Source organism: Agaribacterium haliotis (genome assembly GCF_002312815.1).
In the GTDB taxonomy this organism is placed as follows: domain Bacteria; phylum Pseudomonadota; class Gammaproteobacteria; order Pseudomonadales; family Cellvibrionaceae; genus Agaribacterium; species Agaribacterium haliotis.
Window position 1 is genome coordinate 170,882 of record NZ_NKQJ01000009.1, and the last position, 21,907, is coordinate 192,788.

Consider the following 21,907-nt stretch of genomic DNA (forward strand, 5'->3'; position numbering starts at 1 on the left):
GTTTCTATTCTAGCGAAAAAGCTGCTTGAGTTTATTGATATTATCGTCGTCTAAATGCTTTTTTAGCAGTTTTTCAGCTTCGTCACTCAGTTCCTTCTCGACCCTGTCTATTTGCTTTTCTTTTTCTTTGTTTAAGCGCTGTTCGGCAATATCTTGCAGGTAACTGCGGTCGAGACCACAGCTTTTGATACCGAGCTGATCAATGCTGCCTTTGCAGCGCAAAGGCAGCACCTGGTTATCCCATTTTGAGCTGACTTCGCGGCAGGCGTCGACCGCGGCAAAGCTTTTGTCGAGGCGAAGCTGGATGGGGAAGTCAAACTTGCCATCGGCGAGCGAATATTGGCCTTTGGCTTCGGTACGCAGCTCGGCCAGGCCTGCGTCGAGCTTAAGCAATTTTAGCTGTTGCCCGGCATACTCGGCTTCAAAGCGGCTGTTATCAAACAGGGTGTAGGCCGGCCACTGGGTATTGCCGACAGCGCGACCCTCGAGGCGAGCAGCGCTCTGGCACAAGGCCTGCAGTAGATTTAGCGGGCTGAGTTTGAGCTCCGGGCTCTCGCCGAATATATGGGCACTCAAGTTTTGGCTGAGTTGATGGCTGTCTTTGCCGCGAGTTTGTGCCTGAAGCTGCAAATCAAAGCTGCCGTCTATGTTGTGAAAGTCTGCAAATTCTTCAAGCAGAGCTTTGAGTTGCAGAGCCTTAAGTTCGCCGCCGAGCTTGCTGCTCAGCTCGCTTCCCCTGGCATCAGCCAGGGCGTGAAAGCTTGCCGGGGCGCCGTTAATTTTAAACTTCGCGACAGGCAGCTCAATCAGGCCCTGTTTAGCTTCGGCTTTAACCTGCAGCTCGGTTATTTGCTGCTCGCGCCAAAGCAGCTGCTCCATTGTCAGCTCGCTGACAAAATCCAATTCACGCAGCAGTTCTAAAGGCAGAGCGGTCGTCTCGCTTGCTTCGTCAGAGCTGGCCTCAGTTGTTGAGCTGCTATCGTCCGCTTGCAGCAGATAATCATCAGCATTGAATTTGCCTAAGGCGAGGGAGCTGCTCAGCTTGGGGCTGGTGGTCGACGTTGCGAGTCTGCCGGCAAAGGTGGTTTTATCGAGCTTGCCGTCGATCTCAATGAGCTCAAAATCCTTGCTTGCCAAAATATTGAGCTGTGTGTGCTGTAACACACCCGCCTTTAAGCTGCTTGGCTCGGCGTCAAAGGCTTTTATCCACTGCCTAGCTGAAGCGGTACTTAGTTCCATCTGCAGGTCCGGTAGTGCAGACGCAGTTTGTTGCAGGGCAAGTTTGATATTTGCCTGAGCTTGACGATAGAGCAGCTCTAGCGCTTCGAGTTTGAGTGTATAGTGACCACTTTGCTGATCGTAGCTCGCCTGGCCTTTGGCCTGCAGCTGCAGCGGCGCCTGCAGCATAGAGCTGGTTGCGCTGGCTACAATGTCAATTGGCATCTTTCTACCGTCGAGGCCGACATTGCGTAGCTGCAAGGTGCTGAGATTTAAGCCGGCTTTATCCGAACTTTGCCTGTCTTCATAGTTTGCTTTTAGGCGCTGAATGTCGATATTGGCGATGCTTAGGTCGAGAGCGGTGTTGCCCGATGTTTTATTATCGCTGCTGTTTGAGTGCGAAGCTGCTGGTGTGCTGCTATCTGTTAGCAGAGTCTGCCAATTATTTTGGCCTTGTTGGTCAATAATGTAATTGAGTTCGAGCCCGTGCAGAGTCAGCGCTTCAACTTCAATTTTCTTTTTTAAAAGCGGTGCAATGGCGACTTGCAAGGATGCCAGTTCGATCGAGGCTAGCTGTTGGGCCTCGGGGTTGTACAGGCTGCTGTCTGCAATTTTAAGAGCCAGGTGTGGCCACAACTGCCAACTTAAATCACCATCTAAACGAAGCTCAGCGCCGTGTTCGGCGGCTAGCTGTTGAAGCTCTGGCTTGAGGCGGTTGAGGTCAAAACTAAACAGTAGAACGACCACCGCACCAAGCAAAATAATCAGGGTCAGAACAAAGATTAGAAAAAAACGGCCTATTAGCTTCACTGTGGCTCTCGCTCGAATTTGAGTTGTTGCTGCTCAATGTACTTACGCGATGTGAATGCCGCGTGAATCACCGAGTGTTAGAATGGCCGCCTGATAGCGAGGCCACTATGTCCAATAACCCAAGTATAACGCCACCACAAAAGCCCGGTCTAAGCCCGGAGCGTTTCAAAGCACTAAGTGATTTGTTTATTGTTAGCTTGGTCGTATTTTGCTTAGGCGTGGCCCACGAGCAGTTGAATCCTATTCTCAGTTGGGATAGAAGCGCAATAGAGCAGGGGCAGTGGTGGCGTATTGTAACGGGCAATATTGTTCATCTTAACGTCAACCATATGTTGATGAATCTAAGCATCTATGTGCTTGCCGCACTCCTGTTTAAAAAGTACTGCGGTTGGCGCCAGTGGTACGGTAGTTTTTTATTTATTGCCACTGGTGTCGGCCTGGCGCTGTATGTTTTTGATGCTTCACTGCAGAACTACGTCGGCCTTAGTGGCGTACTCTATGGCATGATCGCCCAGCAGCTATTATTACAAAGCCGCCAGCAGCCCTGGCTGTACTTATTTATCTACGCCGTACTTGTATATAAAGTTGTTGCTCAGCAGGGCGCCGACTACGATGCAAGTGAAATGAAAGCCTTTATCGGTGGCAATGTGATTGCCAGTGCGCACCTTTATGGTTTGATTCTGGGCAATGTCGCTGCGGCGAGTTTATTTGTTTTTAAATTATTTAAAACACAACAACAGGAAGCGTTATGAAATTTGCCAGTATTCTTGAAGACTACCACGCGAGCTTGCTCGCAGTTTGGTTAATTTTAGCGACGATGTTTGTACAGAGCTTAATCGCCATGGTTGCTCACCGTCGCCAGAAATCTTATATACCGGGCATTGTTGATGCAAACCTTGGCCAAGAGAGCTTTGTTTTTCGCAGCGATCGCTGTTTTCGCAACAGCCTGGAAAATTCATTGATTATGATTGCCTGTATTTTTTTGGCAATGAACGTTGGTGTTGCCGCGCCAACACTGGCGTGGCTGGGTTGGATCTACGCGCTTGCGCGCATCGCCCATATGGGGCTTTATTACGCTATTGCAACAGAAAAAAACCCAAGCCCGCGCTCGTATTTTTTTGCTATCGGCTTTTTTAGCACACTGGTTTTGTTGGTGCTGATTGTTTTGAAGTTGTAGACGGCGTTGCTTTTGCGCAGGCTCAGTGGTGTGTAACTAATTCAGGGGGACAAAAAGTGAAAACGGTAGTTATCAGTGGGGCAAATCGCGGTATTGGTTTGGCCCTGGCTCAGTGTTATAAAAATCGCGGTGACCGTGTTATTGCACTTGTTAGGCGCTCGAGTGAAGAGCTTAAGCATTGTGCAGATAGAATTATCGAAGATGTCGATCTGGCCGATGAGGCCAGCTTCAGTGCTGTTGCTGAAACGCTGTCGGCAACAGCTATTGATGTACTTATTAACAACGCCGGTGTGTTGTTTTCTGAAAGCATCGATGAGGTTTTTTCGGCGTCGATGTTAGAACAGTACACGATCAATGCCTTGGCACCGATACGCTTGAGTTCGGCGTTAAAACCAAGCTTAAACGGCGGGGCAAAAATCGCGTGTATAACCAGCCGCATGGGGTCAATCGCCGACAACGGTTCGGGAGCCTACTACGGTTATCGAATGAGCAAGGCTGCGTTAAATGCCGGCGCCAAGTCACTGGCTCTGGATCTTAAAGGGCAGAATGTAGCGGTTGCGCTACTGCATCCGGGTTTTGTACAGACCGAAATGGTAAATTACGCGGGTGATATTGATGCGCAAACGGCTGCCGAGCGTTTGAGTAAACGAATTGATGAGTTAACAATTCATAACAGCGGATCATTTTGGCACAGCAATGGGGAGCAATTACCGTGGTAGATGGAACAGATAACAATGAAATAAAGAGTAGCGAAATAAAGAGCAGCGAAATAAAGGTAGATGAGCTGACAGCTCAAGAGCAGGTAGAAATCGAAGCGGCGGTTTTTCGCCATCTACTAAAACACCTCGATGAGCGCAAAGATGCACAGAATATTGATTTAATGAATCTCGCTGGCTTTTGTCGCAACTGCCTTGGCAAGTGGTATGTTGCCGAAGCAAAAAATCTTGGCAAAGACATCGCTAAAGAAAGTGCACGTGAACGCGTTTACGGCATGCCTTACAGCGAGTGGAAACAGCGTTATCAAACCGAAGCCAGCGCAGAACAACTGGCGGCATTTGAGAAAAATAAAAGCGGCGACTAAAACCGCGCAGCCCTGCGAAAAAACGGCTGCTGGGGAAAGTAATAAACAGGCCCTAATTAAAAAGGCCCTAATTAAAAAGGCCAGATTATCGGTACTAAAAACAAAGTCAGCGCCGCTATCACAAGGCTCAGCGGCGTGCCAATTTTAACGTAATCGCTGTAGCGATACTGGCCCGGGCCATAGACCATCAAGTTGGTTTGATAACCCAGCGGTGTAATAAAACTGGCCGAAGCGGCAACCATCAATACCACTGCAAATGGCATGATGCTGACACCGAGCTGTTCGGCAAAGCTCTGGGCAATGGGAAACATTAATACTGCTGCGGCGTTATTGGTCATTAATTCGGTAAAAACAACCGTCAACAAATAGATAATCACCAATGCCAGCATCGGTGAGGCGAGATTGTCGTGCATCAAGGTGTCGGCAATCATGGCCGCAGCGCCGCTCTGGTTCATCGCAGTGCCCAGTGCAAAGGATGCGGCAATCACCACCAATACCTGTAGATCAATTTGCCGCCGGGCTTTGGCGGCACCGACGCAGCGTGTGAGCAACATTGCGCCAGCAGCTAACAGAACACTTTCGAGTATGCTGGTAAAACCAAAGCTGGTCGAAGCGATCATAAGCAGCAGTATGCCGACAGCGCGCGGCACTTTTCTAAAATCACTTAGGCCCTCATCACTTAAAGGGCTGACCAATAAAAAATCTTTGCGGAAGCGGTATTGATCGACAAATTCGTCGCCAGTTTCGAGCAATAAAGTATCGCCAACTTTATAGTGCTGTTCGCCGACATTGCCCGGCAGTTGTTTACCGTTGCGACTAATGGATAAAATCGCCGCGTTAAAACGGCTGCGAAAACGGCTCTCGCGAACGCTTTTACCCAGCGCGGGAAACTCCGGGCCGAGTACAACTTCCACTAGTCGGCGCTGCTGGTTGGCGATGGCCAGCTTCTCGACGGCGAGACTGGCCGGTTGCAGGCCGCGAATATTGCGCAGTTCGGCGGCTAGTTCCGGCCCGCCTAAAAAATGCAAAATATCGTGCTTCTCGATATTCCAGCTCGGGTCTATGGCCGTGTGTAATTGTTCGTTGCGCTGTAATTCAATCAGATAACCTGCGCGCAGATGGCGCAGGCCGGCGTTGCGTATGCTGCGACCAACGAGCGGGCCTTCCGTTACCCGAAAAGCAACACAGTATTGCCTAACTTCACTGAGTTGCTCAGCGGTATTGCCTCTGCTTGGCAGCAGCTTGCTGCCAAATACATACATAAACAATGCAAAGGCAAGGCACAGCGGCAGGCCAACGATGGCGATATCAAATAGCCCCAGTTCAATATTGGCGTTGTCGATTAATAAACCGTGCACAATTAAGTTGGTGCTGGTACCGATAATGGTACAGGTGCCGCCGATAATTGCGGCGTAGCTCAGCGGAATTAACAGCTTTGACGGCGGGATCTTTAAGCGCTCGGCCCAGCTTTGGATGGCCGGGGTAAACATTGCGACGATGGCTGTGTTATTGGTAAAAGCGCTGAGCAGCGCGGTAGGAAAAATTAGCCGCTGCTGCGCACTGCGCAGCGAGCGCGGCCGACCGAGTACATAGTGGGCGAGCCACTGCACCGCCCCGGTTTCAATCAAACCCGCAGCAACAACGTAGAGCGTGGCAATGGTAATAACGCCGGGGTTGGCAAAACCCGCCAAGGCTTCGGCGGGGCTCAATACCCCACTGATAATCAGTACGGTGACCGCCGCCATTAATACCAGGTCGGCGGCAACTTTGTTGCTGATTAAGGCCAGTAATACACAAGCCAGCACGGCCAGGGTCAGCAACGCGTCCATGATTGGCCTTTAAACCACCATGATGCCGTCGGCTTCGATCAGTGCATCTTTGGGTAGCTGGCTGATGCCTATGGCGGCGCGCGCAGGGTAGGGCTGCTCAAAATACTGGCCCATAACTTCGTTGACGATGGGGAAGTTACTAAGGTCGGTCAGGTAAATATTGAGTTTGACGATGTCTTGCAGCGAGCCGTTGGCCGCTTCGCAGACCGAGGCCAGGTTTTTAAATACCTGGTGAGCCTGGGCGGCAAAATCGCCGTCAACCATAGTCATACTTTCGGCAATCAGTGGGATTTGACCGCTGAGATAGACGGTGTCGCCCACTTTGACGGCCTGGCTGTAAGTGCCGATAGCTTCAGGGGCGTTGTCGCTGTGAATAATGGCTTTGTTAGGCATGCTCTTTCCTTAACTAAAAACGCTATATAAATTAGCGTGAACGTTTATGGTTGCGCACGCGATAAATTTTTTCGACGGCGCTCATAGTTCTGACTTTACGCATAATATTGGCGAGGTGGATGCGCCCCTCGACGCTGATGGTCAGGGTAATAACGCTGTGTTCGGCGTCGCGCTCGTCGACCTGAATACGCTCAATGCTGGTTCCGGTCGACGACAGCCTGGTTGCAAGGCTGGCGATAATGCCGCGCTCGCTTAGTACCTCGACGCGAATTTCTACCATAAATTCGCCTTCGACATTGTGCGCCCAGTGGGTATCGGCAATGTTTTCTTTTTTGCTGCGCAGGTCGCTGACGTTATTGCAGTTGGCGCGGTGCACAACAATGCCTTTATCGACACTTAAGTGGCCGATAATCGGGTCGCCCGGAATCGGCCAGCAGCAGCGCGCAAAGCTGATCAGTACACCGTCGGCGCGGTCGACGGTGATCGGCGCGCCGCCGTCGAGTTGAGCTTCCGGCGCGAGCGCCTTAATGGCATTGGCGGCGCTGAGCTTGCCGAGGCCGATCGCTTCAAACAATTCTTCGGTGCTGTCGGTATGGGTGTGGGCCAGAATCTGCTGATAGTGCTCAGCTTCGAGGCTTTCGAGTTCGTGGCTGGCGTGCACGAGGGCGCGCTCGAGCATGCGCTTGCCGAGCTCAACACTTTCTGTGTGGCGCTGATGCTTCAAATAGTGGCGGATAGCTGAGCGCGCTTTGGCGGTAACGACAAAGTTGAGCCAATTTGGGTTGGGCTGGCTGCGCTCGCTAGTAATAATTTTAATCTTTTGGCCACTTTCGAGTTTTTGACTCAGTGGTGCAGGCCTGTCATTGATGCGACAGGCTACACAGCTGTTGCCAACATCGGTGTGTACGGCGTAGGCAAAGTCGACGGCGCTGGTGCCGACAGGCAGTTCAATAATCGCGCCCTTGGGTGTAAAGACGTAAACCTCGTCTTTAAACAGATCGATTTTTACGTTTTCAACAAACTCAAGTGAGCTCTGTGTGTGTTGCTTAATTTCCATCAAGCGCTTGATCCAGCGATTGGCGCGATCAAAGCTGGCAATGGCCGAGGTGTCTTCGTCGGTGCTTTTATAGAGCCAGTGTGCGGCGACACCGGAACTGGCGAGCTCATCCATTTCTTTGGTGCGTATCTGGACTTCAATCGGCACACCCTGCTTGCCGATGACTACGGTGTGCAGGCTCTGGTAGCCGTTGACCTTGGGGATGGCAATATAATCTTTGAACTCGCCGGGAATGGGCTTATATAAGTTGTGAATGGCGCCGAGTGTGCGGTAGCAGGTGTCTATGCTGTCGACAATAATGCGAAAGGCGTAGACATCCATAATCTCTTTAAAGCTTTTGTGTTTGCTGCGCATCTTGCTGTAGATGCTGTACAAATGCTTTTCGCGCCCGATAACAAGGTTGTCGATTTCGTGGCGGTCGAGGCGTTCCTCAATGGCCAATTGAATTTTTTCAACGATGGAGCGCCGGTTGCCGCGAACCTGTTTTAAGCTCGCCTGCAGGCGTGAGCTGCGCAGCGGGTGCATGGCTTTAAAACACTGATCTTCAAATTCCACACGCCAGTCGTTCATGCCTAGGCGCTGGGCGATTGGCGAATAAATTTCCAGTGTTTCTTTGGCGATGCGGCGTTTTTTTTCAGGCGGCATCACGCCGAGTGTGCGCATATTGTGTAGGCGGTCGCCGAGCTTGATGACAACTACACGCAAGTCTTTGGCCATTGCCAAAGCCATCTTCTGGAAGTTTTCAGCCTGCTTTTCTGCCTGAGTTTCGTACTCAATTTTTGCGAGCTTACTGACCCCGTCAACCAGGTCGGCCACGGTTGGGCCAAATTGCTTTTCTACGGCGTCTTTGCCGATGGCGCAGTCTTCAATAACATCGTGCAGCATTGCGGCCATCAGAGTTTGATGGTCCATGCGTATCGACGCAAGGATATTGGCAACTTCCAGAGGGTGGGTGATATAGGGCTCACCGCTGCGCCGGAACTGGCCTAAATGGGCTTGTTCGGCGTAATAATAAGCCCGCTTGACCTTGGTGATCTGGGCGGGCTCGAGGTAGGAGCTTAGCCTGTGTGCAAAATTATCTATGCTGAGAACAGGGCCAGAGGCTTCCATATATAAGGCGGTCTTCCTTAGAGTTCGGGCGCGGCTGGTTGATTGCCGTCTACGGCTGCATCGAGGTTCAGCAGCTCTTCAAAACCTTCATCTTCGGCTTCAGCTTCAGCCAGTACGGCTTGGTCGATCAGGCCTTCTTCAATTTCGCGCAGGGCGATAACGGTGGGCTTGTCGTTGTCGACAGGTACCAGCGGGTCTTTGCCCATTACTGCAATTTGACGAGCGCGGCGGCTGCCGAGCAGGACCAGTTCAAAACGGTTGTCTACATACTGAAGGCAGTCTTCAACAGTGATTCGAGCCATGATTATCCACTTAGTTTTACATTGCCAAGGCGCTCTGGGCAGGGCGCACAGAGCAAAAGGGGCCAAATTGTACGCTTTGTGGGCGCATTGGACAACTATTGTCGCGCAATGATAAACACTTTAACGAGCGCTGGGCTCAAGTTTTGTGTTTATGATTCGCCTTTACAAAGCTGCTCTAATAAATCGTGGTGGCGCAGCTGTTGTTTTTCAAGTTTTAAGCGCTGGCTGCGCACTATCGTAATCAGCTCTTCGAGTGCCAGCTCAAAATCATCGTTAATGACCAAAAAATGAGCTTCGCCGTAGTGTGAGCTTTCACTAAAGGCTTCGGCCATGCGTTTGTCGATGGTTTCTTTATCGTCCTGCCCGCGCCCGGTTAGGCGCTCGCGCAGGGCGTTGATTGATGGCGGCAGAATAAAAATAGACACCGTGCCAGGGTGTTTGGCCCTGACCTGAGCGGCGCCCTGCCAATCTATTTCGAGCACAACGTCTTTGCCGGTGGCAAGTGTCTCGTCTACCCAGCGTAAACTGGTGCCGTAGTAATTTGAAAACACCTGTGCGTACTCGAGAAAGTCGCCGGCTTCGATCATGCTTTCAAAGCTGCTGTGTTCAACAAAGTGGTAGTTCACCCCGTCTTTTTCGCCCGGCCTGATTGCTCGGGTTGTGTGGCTGACGCTAACTTGTAGGCCTTGCTCTTTTTCAATAAGCGCTTTGACTAGCGAGGTTTTACCCGCCCCGGATGGCGCGGATACCGTGTAGAGGGTGCCGAGGTTTTGATTGCTCATGGTGTGTTGTTCAGGGTGCTGTTGTTCAAGGCCGATAGCGGCTCTTGTAATGTCTTTGCTCGCTAGTTTAGAGCAATGTTGCCCCGATCAACACCGTTGCTGAGAAGTTGGCGCCTAAGCGGCGTTAGTAAAAGTATTCCACTAACCAGCTGCGCAGCAATAGCCCGGGGTAACTGCTGGCACCACTGGTTTGGTGTACCAGCTCGCCATTTTTAACAAAAAGAATGCTCGGCGTTACGCCGACGCCCCAGGCTTTAGACAGCTGTTGCTCGTTGTCGTTGATAACAGTGAAGCTCAGCTTCTTATCGTTGAGGTATTGCTTAAGCTCACTGTCGGAGCCCGAGGCCATGGCGATACTTGTTACAGGGTAATGGCGGCTGAGGCGCTGAATAGAAGGTGTTGTTACTTTACAGGGGCCACACCAGCTGGCCCAAAAATAGATAATCTGCAGCTCGTCTGTTAATTCAATCGCTCGCCCGTGAACATCGCTTAAATTTGCGATACTGGCCGGCCGGCTTTGCAGGTTTTGACCTCGCCACCAGTCTAAGGCGACGCTCAGCGCGCTGAAAACCAAAACAAAGACTAGCAACTGGCCAGCGATTTTAGCCAGCTGTGAGCGAATTGATTTAGTCTGAACGCTATTGTCTGTACTCATGTACCATGTCTTTATTAAGGTCCGTCGAGGCCTGTCTATACGTTAATGTGCAAAAAACGATATGAAGCAGCCAAAACACCCAACACAACTTGTGTACAGCTTAAGTAAGCTACTCGCCACAAAGTTAAAACTAGAGCTCGTACGCCCGAGCTTTGCCGGGGCGCAAGGCCAACAAAATGTGGGTGCGCAGAGTTTGCAGACGCACAGCACGCAGATAAGTTGGCAGTTTCAACTGCACGAGCGGCGCGTTGGTTTTTTTAGCGACTACGTTGTTATTGCTATCGAAGCTTATAGTCGTTTTACCTTGCTGTTAGCTTACACTGCGAGTTTGCCTACGTGGCAACAAATCGAGAAAGATTTTCAGCTGCTGTGGATGGAGCAACTTGCTCTGCATTTGGGGCGTACGAATCTGGTGTACGATCAAGGTGATATGGATTTGATTCTTACACAGTATAAAAGCTTGGCGCCGCCACAGATGGTTCGCAATCTGGATCAGAGCATTAGCGGCCACATAACCGATAGCAAACACTGGATAGAAGACTATTGCCAGCAGCTAAATATTGACCGCTTTAGCGAAAAACACGCCTGGAACTTACAAGAACATATCAACATGAATAAAAAACGGGCTAAAAAAGCCGGTGGTGGCAAAGAATCTTTTGTACCACTTGAGCGTTTTCTCGACGACAGTTTGTACCGTTTTGCCAAAGGTTTGTGTAAAAGCGCTGAACAAGGCGCCAAAACTAAAGATTTCCCAAATCCTCACCGGCGGAATGTTTCTTTAACTGTGGTAAGTTGAGCTTTATTCAGCAGCGACTTACAGCGAAGGCCGCCTCGATTGAACAGGCTTAAGCTGAAAAAAGCGGGATGACACAGGGAATGATTATGCCTAAGTACCGGGCCAATTTTGTATACACTCATATTTGCATTATTTTTAGCTGCGCGCTTATTTTGCTGCCTGGCTGCTTATACGCAGCCGATCTTCAAGAGCCAGATGGCCTGATAAATTATTACGATCGTTTTCACCCCACTATCGCTCGTGCGGGCATGGTGGTGAGCCAAAATGAAATTGCCAGCGAAGTGGGCGCACAAATATTAAAACAAGGTGGCAATGCTATTGATGCCGCGGTAGCAACAGCCTTTAGCCTGGCGGTAACGCTGCCGCGGGCTGGCAACTTAACTGGCGGCGGTTTTATGCTGCTGTATCTGGCTGAAGAGGATACTAGCCTAACGATAAACTACCGGGAAGTTGCCCCTGCCGCTGCTAGCGAAAATATGTTCCTCGATAAAAATAGCGAACCCGTTGCAGACCTGTCTTTACATACGCTCGCTGCAGCGGGTGTACCCGGTACAGTTGCCGGCCTATTTTATGCGCACTCTAACTACGGCAAATTAAGCTGGAAACAAGTTATTAAGCCGGCGGAAAAGCTTGCTCGCCAGGGCATCGTTTTTAACGACGATATGTACCGCAACTTTGCAATTACTGAAGGCTTGAGACAAAACCCCGAGTCTTGCCGGGTATATTTTAAACCCGGCTGTAATTTGTATCGCCCCGGCGATATTTTTAAACAAACAGATTTAGCAAATACGCTAGCCTATATTGCCAGGCACGGTCGCGACGGCTTTTACAAAGGCAAGATTGCTAAACAAATCATTGCAGAGATGGAAAAATCTGGCGGTTTGATTAGCGCTGAAGATTTAGCGAATTACCAGGTTGAAATAAGGCCTGCCATCCGCGGCACCTTTAATGGTTACGACATTGTCACAATGCCGCCACCGAGTTCCGGCGGCGTGCATCTGGTACAGATGTTAAACATGTTTGAAGTGTTGGCGAGCAAAGATTTAAGCCCCGGCAGTGCAAAACTGATGCATATACAGGCGGAGATTTTCAAGCGCGCCTACGCAGACCGCAGCAAATATTTGGGTGATACCGACTTTGTGAAAGTGCCCACCGCCGGTTTAACAGATAAAAAATATGCGCGTGAATTAGCGAAGACCATTAAAGCGGGGGCAATTACGCCGTCAGATAAAATTCACCCGGGTAAACCACCCGGTTATGAAAGCCCGGATACAACACATTTTTCTGCCGTTGATAAAGCCGGCAACGTTGTCAGCAGCACCTATACCCTAAACCACAGCTTTGGCAGCGGCATTACTATTCCCGGTACCGGCATGCTGATGAATAACACTATGGACGATTTTGTCGCAAAGGCGGGGGTGCCCAATAGTTATGGCCTTGTTGGCGGTAAAGCTAATGCGATTGCGCCACTTAAGCACCCTTTAAGTTCAATGACACCGACCATCGTATTTAAAAATGGCAAACCCTTTCTTGCCACCGGCACACCCGGTGGCAGCAAAATTATTTCGGCTGTTTTTCAGCAGCTGGTTAATGTGCTGTTTTTTGATATGAATCTTGCCGAAGCAACCAATGCCCCGCGCATACACCACCAGTGGCAGCCAGATGTCCTCTATGTTGAAGAGGGTGTAAATACCGACAGCATAGCGCTGCTTAAAAATATGGGTTACAAAGTTGAGCTTTCTAAAAGCCTGGGTAGCCTGCAAAGCCTTATGCTAAAAGACGGCGCCGCACTCGGCGCAGCCGACCCGCGCAGGCCACATGCCAAAGCGGTAGCGGTGGATCACTAGATAAGCTGCCTGAAGCAAAGCACACGGTGTCGAAACTTTGGGGGGCTAGCCACTACCGTTTTACACAGAGTTAGTCTCTCTGTTATGGATACAATAATGACCATTTGGCTTATTTTTGACCTATAATGGATATTATTGTGTCCATGGTCTTAAGCGATGAAATATACTCTTCTAGCCGAATCCGATGTCCAGCAGGCTTTTGCCAAGCACCTTCGCTCGTTGAGAGAGCGAGCGGGTTTATCCAGAGAGGCCTTGGCCGAACGCAGCACTGTACCCTCGGCAACAATCAAGAAGTTTGAGTTAAGCGGTCAAATCTCATTTCGCCAATTGCTGCTGCTGTGGCAGTGCCTTGATGACCTAAAGCGCCTATATGGCTTAACGCAAGCCAATGCAATTAGCGGAGCTCAGGCACCCACTTCGATTGAAGAGGTGCTAAAAGGTGGCCTTTAAACCGGTGCAAAAACTCGAGGTCTTTCGCACGCTGCAAACAGGCGAGAAGTTACCAGTGGGGGTGCTTGCACAAAATCAGCAGGCCGTGTTTTTCCAATATGAACAATCTTATCTAAAGCGTTTTAGCAACTTATCTCCGTTTGCCTTAAATTTTGATGCCTCACTGCAGCAAGCTCCGCTAACGCCGCATTTCGGCTTACACGGTGTTTTTGCTGATGCGCTGCCGGATGGCTGGGGATTATTGCTGCAGGATCGCGTGTTTCGTAAGCAGGGTTTATTGCCTGGCAACCTTACCGCGATGGACAGATTGGCCTTTGTCGGCAACTCAGCCCTTGGTGCGCTATCGTTCGTCCCCGTTTCTAGTTACCAAAGTGACAAGACTAATGACGCAAGCCTGGCGGTGTTAGGTCTTAATGCTCAAAAGATTTTTGATGGACAAACTGACGAGGTGTTAGCCGCGCTGATTGCGGCCGGTAGTTCTGGTGGGGCAAGGCCCAAGGCTCAAGTCTTTTTTAATAAAGACGCGGCTGAGCAATGCAGTACTCAAGTCTCAGCTGATAGCAATGCCTGGATAGTAAAATTTACGTCTTCTAACTTAGCCTTGGGCCATGAAGAAGGCTTGTGCGAAGCGGCCTATCTGACACTTGCACAGAGGGCGGGCTTAAATCCACCTGAATGGACCTTGCTTGCAGCACCTAAACAGTCAGGAGCAAGTCGTTGGTTGGCAGTAAAGCGCTTTGATTGTGTGGCAAAAGCGCATACAGCAGCAGAGGCGTTAGGCCGTCGCCATTTGATCAGCGCTTGTGGTTTACTGGACGCAGACTTCCGCACCCCGAGCCTTGATTACGAAGATTTAATTAAAGCGACCAAGATGCTGTGCCGCTCACCGGCAGCGGGACAGCTGCAGTTTAAAAGAGCGATTTTTAATTTATTGTTCTGCAACCACGACGACCACAGTAAAAACTTTGCGTTTTTGCAGGATGACAGTGGCCAATGGCAGCCAGCACCTTTTTACGATGTAACCTTTAGCCCCCATCCTTTTGGTGAGCATGCGATGGCTTATGCGGGCTTTGCTAAAGAACCGCCAATTAAAGCTTTGCAGAAATTGGCCGATGTAGCGGGTTTTACGCGCTGGTCTCAGGCGGAAGCGCTTATTCGCGAACAGATTGAGCTGGTATCGGAGTTTAGTGAGGTGGCTCGGGGTTTGGGTGTAAAAAACGAAACAGTCGGTTTAATTAGCAAACAAATACAAGCTGCTAGTTCTCGGGTTTTAAAGCTGCTTTAGCTTTTACATTAAGTGCTTGGGTCATAATATCGTTACTCAATTCTCCTAGTGACAACTTTGGATGCTAATCTGCGTTTTCCGATGAGATTTACGATTATATTCGCTCGTGCAGTATTCTGATCTAGCGACTCTTGGTTCTGAATAGCACTATAGTACCCAGGAGAGGACTGGGAACCATACCACCGTAACCCACTGATCTAAGGCCAGATTATGAGTGAATACCAAATTCTAACGGGTATTCTGACGGGTAGAGTTCGACCTAGCGAGCCTGTGCAGGTTGAAGGAGCTTCGGGGGAAGCCTTATTAGGTGGTGCTTTGTGTCTCCCACACAATCTCGATAGATGTCATCTCGCTGATCAAATGAAGCGGCTACGACGGTTTGTAGGCCTGTCTCGCTCGCGACAGTGGATAGAAGCTCCTTTACATGTTCGATAGCCATTGAGTGTTGGGCTGGTTCATCAAACACTAGTATCCCAAAGTGGTTACCACTATTCTCTCTAGACGTACGATATAGGGAGATTACATACGACCAAATCAGCCTAACAAAATCACTGGCTGAAGAGTCAGATTTTATATCTGTTTGCATTTCTCTAAGTTCGATACCAGCAAGGTAGGGGAATAGTGTCCCTTTATTGATTTCGATATCTTCTGTTGATGCACTTCTGTAGCCAAATTTGTCAGCAAGTTCCCTGAAATCGATCTCAAATGTCGCGATCTTGTTGAAGTCAGATTTTGATAAACTCTTTGGGATTGAGTTCAGGTCTTTTTTCAGGCCTTTTAAAGCGTCTCTAAGGATGATGAATTTGTCTAAAGATTGATCAATTTTAGCGCTTGTTTCATTTGATCTATTAAGTGACTCTTCGGCTTGGATTTTCAACCTGATATCACTCTCTTGAATAGAGTCTGAGGACTGTAGATCTCGTTTCAAGCTAAGTACCATCGATTTTTGCTCGACAATCTCTCTAGCGACTGAATTTGATTGGGTTGTTAGCTCTTGGATTTGCCCTTCTAAGCCAACTATATAACGGGCAACCATTTTTTTTTGTTTTTCTATATAAGAGATGTTTTCGTCAATTGTCATCGGGTAAAACATCGTATCAGCTAACATCAACGCATCATCTACTGCTTGATGGCACGATGGGCATTGGTCTTTAGCGATCTCTAGCGAATTTTCTGCACCAAAGCTTTTAAGTTTCCTAGCAACTTTGTTCTTTTCTAAGTCTTCGCTTAAAGAAGACAGGTTTTCCTGGTGATTACGGAGTCTGGACGAGGATAAACAAAGCTCAGTAGACAAGCGATCAGACATCGAGATCAAATCTTTCAACGAAGACTTTGCTTCGTTATATCGATGTAATTGCTCAGAGGACTGGGGTTCGTGATTTGAAGATTTCTGTTCGATGTCCCTTAGAAGAGATATAAGGGTACGGTGATAATCAGGTAACGCTACATCTTCACCCTTATAGTGTTTAAAAATGGTTGTAAGTGCCTTCTCAAAATCAACATCGGGCTTTGATGGGACTCCTCGGACGATCATTTCTTCTGATTCACTAACTAGTTGAAGCAAAGAGCACTCTTCAGCCCACTTTGTCGTTAACTCAGCAATTTCGGCCAAATTTTGATCGCGTTTGCGCTCGTTCTCGAATACATCCAAATTCAAGATGTATTGAATGACCTTTAGCTTGGCCTCCCTGATAGCGAAATACGGAATGTTAGCAAGGTAGTCAGTCCATCCCCTTTTCTGCTCAATTAGAAGTGCTGAAAAGATGCACTGAAGGTACAGCTTTGTCTCTCCACCAGTAGAGGAAGAAACTTTAGGGAGCTGAATACCAAGAAAGTCCTCTAAGTATCTAAAATAACCAGTTTGGAGGTGTTGAGCTGAGCCTTTGTCATGAATATAAGTTGGTTGTACTGCATAATTTTTGTCTGGATCGGTGAGGTAAGCCCCTTGAATCACCTCGATGAGCTTGGGGCTCTTCGTGTCAGATTTAATAGAACGCTTTAATACAACAGTCTTTTCAGATGTATTTGTAATCTCGAGATACACAAAAGAGCTTATGATTGAGCACTTGGCCTCGGTAGGAGATAAAAGGTGGTCTTTCAGAGTGTATGGTAAAGATTTGGTTCCTTGCCCTCCGACGAGCTCTTCCATACCGATAGAATATATAAGAGCGTTGATCAAGGTGCTTTTACCCGAGGAGTTGTCACCACGGATAACGTTAAGACCGTCTTTAAATTCACACTCAAAAGCGTAGTCACCATCGCTCGTATGTAGTTCAATCTTAAATCTATTGAGCTTTAGTTTTCCTAGTTCCATTTTTCAACAATCCCTTGAACCAATGTTTCAGTAATACCTTTACCAATACGCTGTAAGTAAGTTGATTCGGGCAGTTCTTGGCCTTCCTTTTTGGCTTTGAGCATTAACTCCTTTCCTTCCTTGGTTATAGAGTAATTGTCTTTATTTTGCTCTATTAGCCCCTGAGCAACCCCGAACTGTAATCCAAAGTTAAGTGCTGGATCGATCCCCCATACTTTAAAGGGGATGGTGGAATCTTCGATGACCGTTGCTAGCTGCTCCTTTCGTTCAGGAGATTTGAGAATCCAATTGATAAGGTGCAGCCGAATTAGGCTCGATTTACCCCCTCTAGAGCTATAGTGAAGTACAGACAAAATCTGAAAAATCTTATAGATAGGCCGATAGTCCGCGATTAGAGGCATGGGCTTTCTTTGAAATCGAATCTTGCTCATGGCTCTAACTCCAGTGGGCATAATGCTATCCACCTAGATACCATGCTGTTTGCAAGTTTGTGCCTGTCAGTATCGTTTAGCTCTGGTACTGCCTCTTTAATTCGAAGTTTTAGTTCTGACCTAACTTTCTCTACGAGCTTTTCAGCCGTGTCAGTCCAAGTGATACATATCTCTTCAACTTCGATTTGAAACTGTGTAAAACACTTTTCTAGCTTGAAGAAAATCTCGGAAGCCTCGCTCTCTATCTTCTTTAGGTCTTTATCCCCATTGATCCAGTTGTCGCTAGTACGTTCATTTAGCTTCTGGTGCTTACGAAGATTTAAATTACCTTGTTCATCTAGGCACCGATAGGAGTTTTTTCTGGCTATATTTTCATCGTACTCGGTGTATTGGCTTGGGTCTGCTTGCTGTAGGGGCTCTCTGGGAATAAAGCTAACTTTCTTACCTTCGGTAATATCAAGCTCTCGAATCTCAGTAGCATAAAAGCCCGCATCGTGAATTAGAACTTCAACGTTTTCATCTAATAGGTCTAATCTCCATGACTGGATCTCTTGAGCCTTGTTTGTTGCATGCCTAAGAAGTCGATGGTTATTAACTTGGGGGGTTATAAAGATCCATTTAGATATTTTGCGGTTGCCAATACGTTCAAGTATGTCGGACTCATACAGCTTAAGCTTGTTCAGGTCGTCTGTGATCTTGTCTCTTTGGTTCTCGTAGAGCTCTTTTTGAGTGTAATGCTTGTCAGGGCAGTAGCACTGAATAGCAATTCCTTTGTTTAATACAAAGCCTTCGATACCAAAGTCACCAGGAGAAGCGGGCATTTCTTGGTATCCGTCATGTACATACTTGCGTTTTATAGATGAGCTGACAAGTCGCTTCCCAGGAATCCCCGTCAAATGTTCCGTATTCAGTTACAAGCATCAATACTTCCGAGTTAGTGAGGCTTAGCCTCTTCCTATTTCTAAGTAAGTAGTTTTAAAGAATTTGCATTTGTTTTGCAAACTACACAATCTGAGACACCCTAATATATTGATGTGGGCCTACTCAAAATCTATCCCAAAATTCAATTTTGAATCTACTAGAGTTTTCAAAACGCGGGATCTTTGGGGGGAGTGAAAACTTAAGAGGTGGCTGAGCCCTTCAGATGTAAAGGGCTGATACTAGGTAGAATAGGCGAAATAATTTATTCAATATTCTGAATCTGCTCCCGCATCTGCTCAATAAACACCTTTAAATCTACAGCACTTTGCGTCACATCACTGGCCATGCTCTTTGAGCTTAGGGTATTGGCTTCGCGATTTAATTCTTGCATTAAAAAGTCGAGGCGGCGGCCGATGGGGTTGTTGCTGCTTAAGGTGCGCTTAACTTCGACGATATGGGCTTTGAGGCGGTCGAGCTCTTCGGCTACGTCGGCTTTTTGCGCTACAAAAACAAGTTCTTGCGTAAGCCTGTCCTGGTCGACTTCAAGTTGCAGGCTTTTGAGCTTTTCTTCGAGTTTGTTTTTGTGGGCGGTTAATATTTCGGGCATGCGTTTTTCGACAATATCGACTTGTTCGCCGATGGCGTCTAAGCGCTGCTCGATCAGTTTCGCGAGCTCTACACCTTCGCGCTCGCGGTTTTCTACAAGCTTGTCTAGCGTGCTGTTGAATAGCTCAGCGGCGAGCTGTGCGAGTTCGTCTTTGTCGAGTTCTTCGGCTTTAATTACGCCGGGCCAGCGCAGAATATCGAGCGGGTCGATGCGCTGTCCGTCGGGGCCGAGTTTGCCGGAAATTGTATCGGCAAGTTGAATCAGGTTGTCGGCGAGGGCTTCGTTTAAAGCCAGTTCGCTCTGCTCGCTGTTTTCGTATTTAACGTGCAGCATGGCTTCAACTTTGCCGCGAGCGAGTTGTTTTTTTAAGGCTGTGCGCAAATCACCTTCAATTGCGCGAAGGCTTTCGGGAAGGCGCAGGCTCGGTTCGAGATAGCGGTGGTTTACGCTGCGAATTTCACAGGCGAGCGTACCCCAAGCATAGCTTTGTTCCAGGCGGGCGAAGCCGGTCATACTGCGTGGCATGTTGTGCTCATCTTGTTATTTAAAGGCCGCTTATCTTAGCACTGTTTAGCACCTCGGGCAGGCTCTGTTGTGCGATAATGGCGCGCATTAAAATAGGAGCTTTAGCATGATTCGACCCAGTGGCCGCGCCGCCGAACAACTTCGCGATATTAAGATCACCCGCAACTTTACTTGCCACGCTGAGGGTTCAGTATTGGTTGAGTTTGGCCAGACCAAGGTCATTTGCACGGCCAGTGTTGAAACCTCGGTACCGCGTTTTTTGAAAGGCGAAGGCAAAGGTTGGGTTACCGCCGAATACGGTATGTTGCCGCGCTCGACCGGTTCGCGCATGGGGCGCGAAGCCGCGCGCGGTAAGCAGGGCGGTCGCACGGTTGAAATTCAGCGTTTGATTGGCCGCTCTTTGCGCGCAGCTGTGGATCTGCAGGCGCTCGGTGAGAACCAGATTATTATCGACTGCGATGTGATTCAGGCCGATGGCGGCACGCGCACGGCGTCTATTACCGGTGCGTGTGTGGCGCTGGTGGATGCGATTCGCTATATGCAGCGCGAGAAAATTATTGAGACCGACCCACTTAAGCGCATGATTGCTTCGGTGTCTGTTGGTATTTATCAGGGTGAACCGGTATTGGACTTGGATTACCCTGAAGATAGTAATGCGGATACCGATATGAACGTGGTGATGGCCGATGATGGCGGCCTGATTGAGATTCAGGGTACTGCGGAGCAGGAGCCGTTTTCTGAAGATGATTTTGCCGGCATGTTTGCCCTGGCCAAGAAAGGGATTAAGGAGCTGAACGAGCTTCAGAAGGCTGCGTTGGCTGAATGATTTGAGGTCAGTGCTTTGGCTTTCCGTTAGTGGAGGGAGGCAAGGCATCGGGGGGCGCTGACAAGCGTTACATCCCTGTTCGCTAAACGGTCGTTCTCGGCAACTGCTCCTGCGTTGCTCTACCTTCTGCATGTCTGCAGCCGCCTACGACCGATTCCCCTTCATTTGGTTCTTGCCGAGTTAGCTACTTTTGACAGTTGGTGCAATAAACCGTCGTTCTTGTCGAGATCTGTTTCTCGGTTAAAGCTTTGTCACAAACTACACAGGGCTCACCGCCCCGTCCATATACCTTAAGTTTTTGCGCAAAGTAGCCGGGCTTGCCATCCCCGCCAACAAAATCTTTCAGTGTTGTGCCGCCTTGTTTGATAGCCGCGGCGAGTACTTTTTTGATTTCCTCTACCAGTAATTCACACTTGGCTTTGCTCAGTTTTCCAGCGGCTTTTGTCGGGTGAATGCCAGCTGCAAAGAGCGCTTCATTGGCGTAGATGTTGCCAACACCGACAACTATCTTGCTGTCCATGATGAAGGTTTTGATCGCTTGGCTGCGCTTGCGAGTCTTGTTGTAAAGCAGCTCAGCATCGAACGCCTCACTTAGCGGTTCGGGGCCAAGGTGGTTAATGAGTGGGTGCTCACTTATCTTGTCTTCCGTCCATAATAAGCATCCGAAGCGGCGGGGGTCGTTGAAGCGCAGGCTTTGTTTGCCGAAGCAGAGCTCGACGTGGTCGTGTTTGCCGGGTTCGGAGCCTGTCGGTATGACTCTTAAGTTTCCGCTCATGCCGAGGTGAAGCAGGGCGGTGCCGTTGTTGAATCTGAACAGTAGGTATTTACCGCGACGGCTCAAATCGAGCAGTTTTTTGCCTTCGATTTTGCTGGCCAGTTCCTCAGGCACGGGCCAGCGCAAGTTTGGGTTTCTTACGATCAACTTGCTGAGCTTCTTGCCCTCACAATAAGGAGCAACTCCAGCTTTGGTTGTTTCTACTTCGGGTAACTCGGGCATTTTCTTTAGTGTGTGTTGTAGAGCGCCATCAATGAGGTATAGGCATCAGGGCACGTTCAAGACTTCCATGTGCACTAAGCGGCCGTTCCTTACGGCCGATTGCCCTTCAACCTATACCTCATCGCTGGCTCAGTGCAAGCTTAAGGTTTGTACTGTTCGTTCTAGAGGCCTGATTGGACGGTCAAGTTAGAGCGACTTTGTTCTGTCTCACTCGTACCCTACTTCTTCCAAAAGTGGGGAGAGCTTTGGTTTGGCACCTACCGAGCTTTCTATCCGAGAGCGCCAGCGAAGGTAGTCGGCCGTAGGCGACTGCAGGGATGCAGAAGGTAGAGCAACGCAGGAGCAGTCGTCGAGAACGGCCGTCTAGCGAACAGGGAGTCTAGAGCGTGCCTGAGTAGGCGCTACTGAATAGAAAGCGTCTCGAAGGCACAAAACCAAACCCAATGCCTAAACTGCGGGCATAAAAAAACCCGGACTAAGCCGGGTTCTTTCAA

21 protein-coding genes are annotated in these 21,907 nt (G+C 49.0%); 9 read left to right on the top strand and 12 right to left on the bottom strand.

Going from position 1 to position 21,907, the window contains the following annotated elements; all coding sequences use genetic code 11:
• Positions 1–9: 9 nt before the first annotated feature.
• A complete protein-coding gene (locus tag CFK45_RS12100; protein WP_096086700.1) occupies positions 10–2,028 on the bottom strand; it encodes an AsmA family protein in 2,019 nt (672 codons plus the stop codon).
• Between the two features lie 107 nt (positions 2,029–2,135).
• Here CFK45_RS12100 and rrtA point away from each other — a divergent pair, with 107 nt between their 5' ends.
• From rrtA to CFK45_RS12120, 4 genes are read left to right on the top strand one after another with little or no spacing between them, the layout of a single operon-like run.
• Positions 2,136–2,780: a rhombosortase gene (gene rrtA / locus CFK45_RS12105; protein ID WP_096086701.1), complete on the top strand. Its 645-nt coding sequence runs from the start codon at positions 2,136–2,138 to the stop codon at positions 2,778–2,780.
• Positions 2,777–3,205 (top strand): MAPEG family protein, encoded by a 429-nt coding sequence (locus tag CFK45_RS12110; RefSeq protein WP_096086702.1) that lies wholly within the window; start codon positions 2,777–2,779, stop codon positions 3,203–3,205. The genes rrtA and CFK45_RS12110 overlap by 4 nt, the downstream gene beginning before the upstream one ends.
• Positions 3,206–3,261: 56 nt before the next feature.
• A complete protein-coding gene (locus CFK45_RS12115; RefSeq protein WP_096086703.1) occupies positions 3,262–3,924 on the top strand; it encodes an SDR family oxidoreductase in 663 nt (220 codons plus the stop codon).
• Positions 3,925–3,974: 50 nt separating this feature from the next.
• Positions 3,975–4,286, top strand: a complete 312-nt coding sequence (locus CFK45_RS12120) for a DUF1244 domain-containing protein (RefSeq protein WP_239923670.1) — start codon at positions 3,975–3,977, stop codon at positions 4,284–4,286.
• A gap of 71 nt (positions 4,287–4,357) precedes the next feature.
• Here CFK45_RS12120 and CFK45_RS12125 read toward each other — a convergent pair whose 3' ends face one another.
• From CFK45_RS12125 to CFK45_RS12150, 6 genes are all read right to left on the bottom strand, one after another.
• Positions 4,358–6,115 carry an SLC13 family permease gene (locus tag CFK45_RS12125; RefSeq protein ID WP_096086704.1) on the bottom strand — a complete coding sequence of 586 codons (1,758 nt, stop codon included), beginning with the start codon at positions 6,113–6,115 and terminating at the stop codon, positions 4,358–4,360.
• A gap of 9 nt (positions 6,116–6,124) precedes the next feature.
• The gene (locus CFK45_RS12130; protein ID WP_096086705.1) at positions 6,125–6,508 is read right to left on the bottom strand and encodes a RidA family protein; all 384 of its coding nucleotides are present in this window, start codon (positions 6,506–6,508) and stop codon (positions 6,125–6,127) included.
• 31 nt (positions 6,509–6,539) lie between these two features.
• Positions 6,540–8,675 (bottom strand): RelA/SpoT family protein, encoded by a 2,136-nt coding sequence (locus CFK45_RS12135; protein WP_096086706.1) that lies wholly within the window; start codon positions 8,673–8,675, stop codon positions 6,540–6,542.
• A 17-nt stretch (positions 8,676–8,692) separates the two neighbouring features.
• Positions 8,693–8,977 carry a DNA-directed RNA polymerase subunit omega gene (gene rpoZ, locus CFK45_RS12140; RefSeq protein ID WP_096086707.1) on the bottom strand — a complete coding sequence of 95 codons (285 nt, stop codon included), beginning with the start codon at positions 8,975–8,977 and terminating at the stop codon, positions 8,693–8,695.
• A 149-nt stretch (positions 8,978–9,126) separates the two neighbouring features.
• Positions 9,127–9,759: a guanylate kinase gene (gene gmk, locus CFK45_RS12145; RefSeq protein ID WP_096086708.1), complete on the bottom strand. Its 633-nt coding sequence runs from the start codon at positions 9,757–9,759 to the stop codon at positions 9,127–9,129.
• Positions 9,760–9,883: 124 nt separating this feature from the next.
• Positions 9,884–10,414, bottom strand: coding sequence for a protein disulfide oxidoreductase (locus CFK45_RS12150; protein ID WP_096086709.1), 531 nt, complete (start codon positions 10,412–10,414; stop codon positions 9,884–9,886).
• Positions 10,415–10,475: 61 nt separating this feature from the next.
• Here CFK45_RS12150 and CFK45_RS12155 point away from each other — a divergent pair, with 61 nt between their 5' ends.
• The 4 genes from CFK45_RS12155 to CFK45_RS12170 all read left to right on the top strand — a co-directional run bounded on the left by CFK45_RS12155 (position 10,476) and on the right by CFK45_RS12170 (position 14,792).
• Entirely contained in the window at positions 10,476–11,210 is a 735-nt protein-coding gene (locus CFK45_RS12155; RefSeq protein WP_096086710.1) for a hypothetical protein, read from the top strand.
• Positions 11,211–11,296: 86 nt separating this feature from the next.
• Positions 11,297–13,057: a gamma-glutamyltransferase gene (gene ggt / locus CFK45_RS12160; RefSeq protein ID WP_204378468.1), complete on the top strand. Its 1,761-nt coding sequence runs from the start codon at positions 11,297–11,299 to the stop codon at positions 13,055–13,057.
• A gap of 156 nt (positions 13,058–13,213) precedes the next feature.
• Positions 13,214–13,507, top strand: a complete 294-nt coding sequence (locus CFK45_RS12165; protein ID WP_096086712.1) for a helix-turn-helix domain-containing protein — start codon at positions 13,214–13,216, stop codon at positions 13,505–13,507.
• Complete coding sequence (locus CFK45_RS12170; RefSeq protein WP_096086713.1) at positions 13,497–14,792, top strand: type II toxin-antitoxin system HipA family toxin; 1,296 nt, start codon at positions 13,497–13,499, stop codon at positions 14,790–14,792. The genes CFK45_RS12165 and CFK45_RS12170 overlap by 11 nt, the downstream gene beginning before the upstream one ends.
• A 259-nt stretch (positions 14,793–15,051) precedes the next feature.
• Here CFK45_RS12170 and CFK45_RS12175 read toward each other — a convergent pair whose 3' ends face one another.
• The 4 genes from CFK45_RS12175 to CFK45_RS12190 all read right to left on the bottom strand — a co-directional run bounded on the left by CFK45_RS12175 (position 15,052) and on the right by CFK45_RS12190 (position 19,590).
• Complete coding sequence (locus CFK45_RS12175) at positions 15,052–17,106, bottom strand: AAA family ATPase (protein ID WP_096086714.1); 2,055 nt, start codon at positions 17,104–17,106, stop codon at positions 15,052–15,054.
• Entirely contained in the window at positions 17,097–17,537 is a 441-nt protein-coding gene (locus CFK45_RS12180; RefSeq protein WP_096086715.1) for a hypothetical protein, read from the bottom strand. Before CFK45_RS12180 ends, CFK45_RS12175 begins: the two co-directional genes overlap by 10 nt.
• Positions 17,534–18,358: a hypothetical protein gene (locus CFK45_RS12185; protein WP_204378469.1), complete on the bottom strand. Its 825-nt coding sequence runs from the start codon at positions 18,356–18,358 to the stop codon at positions 17,534–17,536. Before CFK45_RS12185 ends, CFK45_RS12180 begins: the two co-directional genes overlap by 4 nt.
• A 362-nt stretch (positions 18,359–18,720) precedes the next feature.
• A complete protein-coding gene (locus CFK45_RS12190; RefSeq protein ID WP_096086716.1) occupies positions 18,721–19,590 on the bottom strand; it encodes a YicC/YloC family endoribonuclease in 870 nt (289 codons plus the stop codon).
• 106 nt (positions 19,591–19,696) lie between these two features.
• Here CFK45_RS12190 and rph point away from each other — a divergent pair, with 106 nt between their 5' ends.
• The gene (gene rph / locus CFK45_RS12195; protein WP_096086717.1) at positions 19,697–20,416 is read left to right on the top strand and encodes a ribonuclease PH; all 720 of its coding nucleotides are present in this window, start codon (positions 19,697–19,699) and stop codon (positions 20,414–20,416) included.
• 184 nt (positions 20,417–20,600) lie between these two features.
• Here rph and mutM read toward each other — a convergent pair whose 3' ends face one another.
• Positions 20,601–21,413 carry a bifunctional DNA-formamidopyrimidine glycosylase/DNA-(apurinic or apyrimidinic site) lyase gene (mutM, locus tag CFK45_RS12200; protein WP_096086718.1) on the bottom strand — a complete coding sequence of 271 codons (813 nt, stop codon included), beginning with the start codon at positions 21,411–21,413 and terminating at the stop codon, positions 20,601–20,603.
• Positions 21,414–21,907: the final 494 nt, after the last annotated feature.

Bases quoted from the DNA above. Each gene is read 5' to 3' on its own strand.
- rrtA (WP_096086701.1), top strand. From the start codon at position 2,136: ATGTCCAATAACCCAAGTATAACGCCACCACAAAAGCCCGGTCTAAGC.
- CFK45_RS12110 (WP_096086702.1), top strand. From the start codon at position 2,777: ATGAAATTTGCCAGTATTCTTGAAGACTACCACGCGAGCTTGCTCGCA.
- CFK45_RS12125 (WP_096086704.1), bottom strand. From the start codon at position 6,115: ATGGACGCGTTGCTGACCCTGGCCGTGCTGGCTTGTGTATTACTGGCC.
- CFK45_RS12130 (WP_096086705.1), bottom strand. From the start codon at position 6,508: ATGCCTAACAAAGCCATTATTCACAGCGACAACGCCCCTGAAGCTATC.
- CFK45_RS12135 (WP_096086706.1), bottom strand. From the start codon at position 8,675: ATGGAAGCCTCTGGCCCTGTTCTCAGCATAGATAATTTTGCACACAGG.
- rpoZ (WP_096086707.1), bottom strand. From the start codon at position 8,977: ATGGCTCGAATCACTGTTGAAGACTGCCTTCAGTATGTAGACAACCGT.
- gmk (WP_096086708.1), bottom strand. From the start codon at position 9,759: ATGAGCAATCAAAACCTCGGCACCCTCTACACGGTATCCGCGCCATCC.
- CFK45_RS12150 (WP_096086709.1), bottom strand. From the start codon at position 10,414: ATGAGTACAGACAATAGCGTTCAGACTAAATCAATTCGCTCACAGCTG.
- CFK45_RS12155 (WP_096086710.1), top strand. From the start codon at position 10,476: ATGAAGCAGCCAAAACACCCAACACAACTTGTGTACAGCTTAAGTAAG.
- ggt (WP_204378468.1), top strand. From the start codon at position 11,297: ATGCCTAAGTACCGGGCCAATTTTGTATACACTCATATTTGCATTATT.
- CFK45_RS12165 (WP_096086712.1), top strand. From the start codon at position 13,214: ATGAAATATACTCTTCTAGCCGAATCCGATGTCCAGCAGGCTTTTGCC.
- CFK45_RS12175 (WP_096086714.1), bottom strand. From the start codon at position 17,106: ATGGAACTAGGAAAACTAAAGCTCAATAGATTTAAGATTGAACTACAT.
- CFK45_RS12180 (WP_096086715.1), bottom strand. From the start codon at position 17,537: ATGAGCAAGATTCGATTTCAAAGAAAGCCCATGCCTCTAATCGCGGAC.
- CFK45_RS12185 (WP_204378469.1), bottom strand. From the start codon at position 18,358: ATGCCCGCTTCTCCTGGTGACTTTGGTATCGAAGGCTTTGTATTAAAC.
- CFK45_RS12190 (WP_096086716.1), bottom strand. From the start codon at position 19,590: ATGCCACGCAGTATGACCGGCTTCGCCCGCCTGGAACAAAGCTATGCT.
- rph (WP_096086717.1), top strand. From the start codon at position 19,697: ATGATTCGACCCAGTGGCCGCGCCGCCGAACAACTTCGCGATATTAAG.
- mutM (WP_096086718.1), bottom strand. From the start codon at position 21,413: ATGCCCGAGTTACCCGAAGTAGAAACAACCAAAGCTGGAGTTGCTCCT.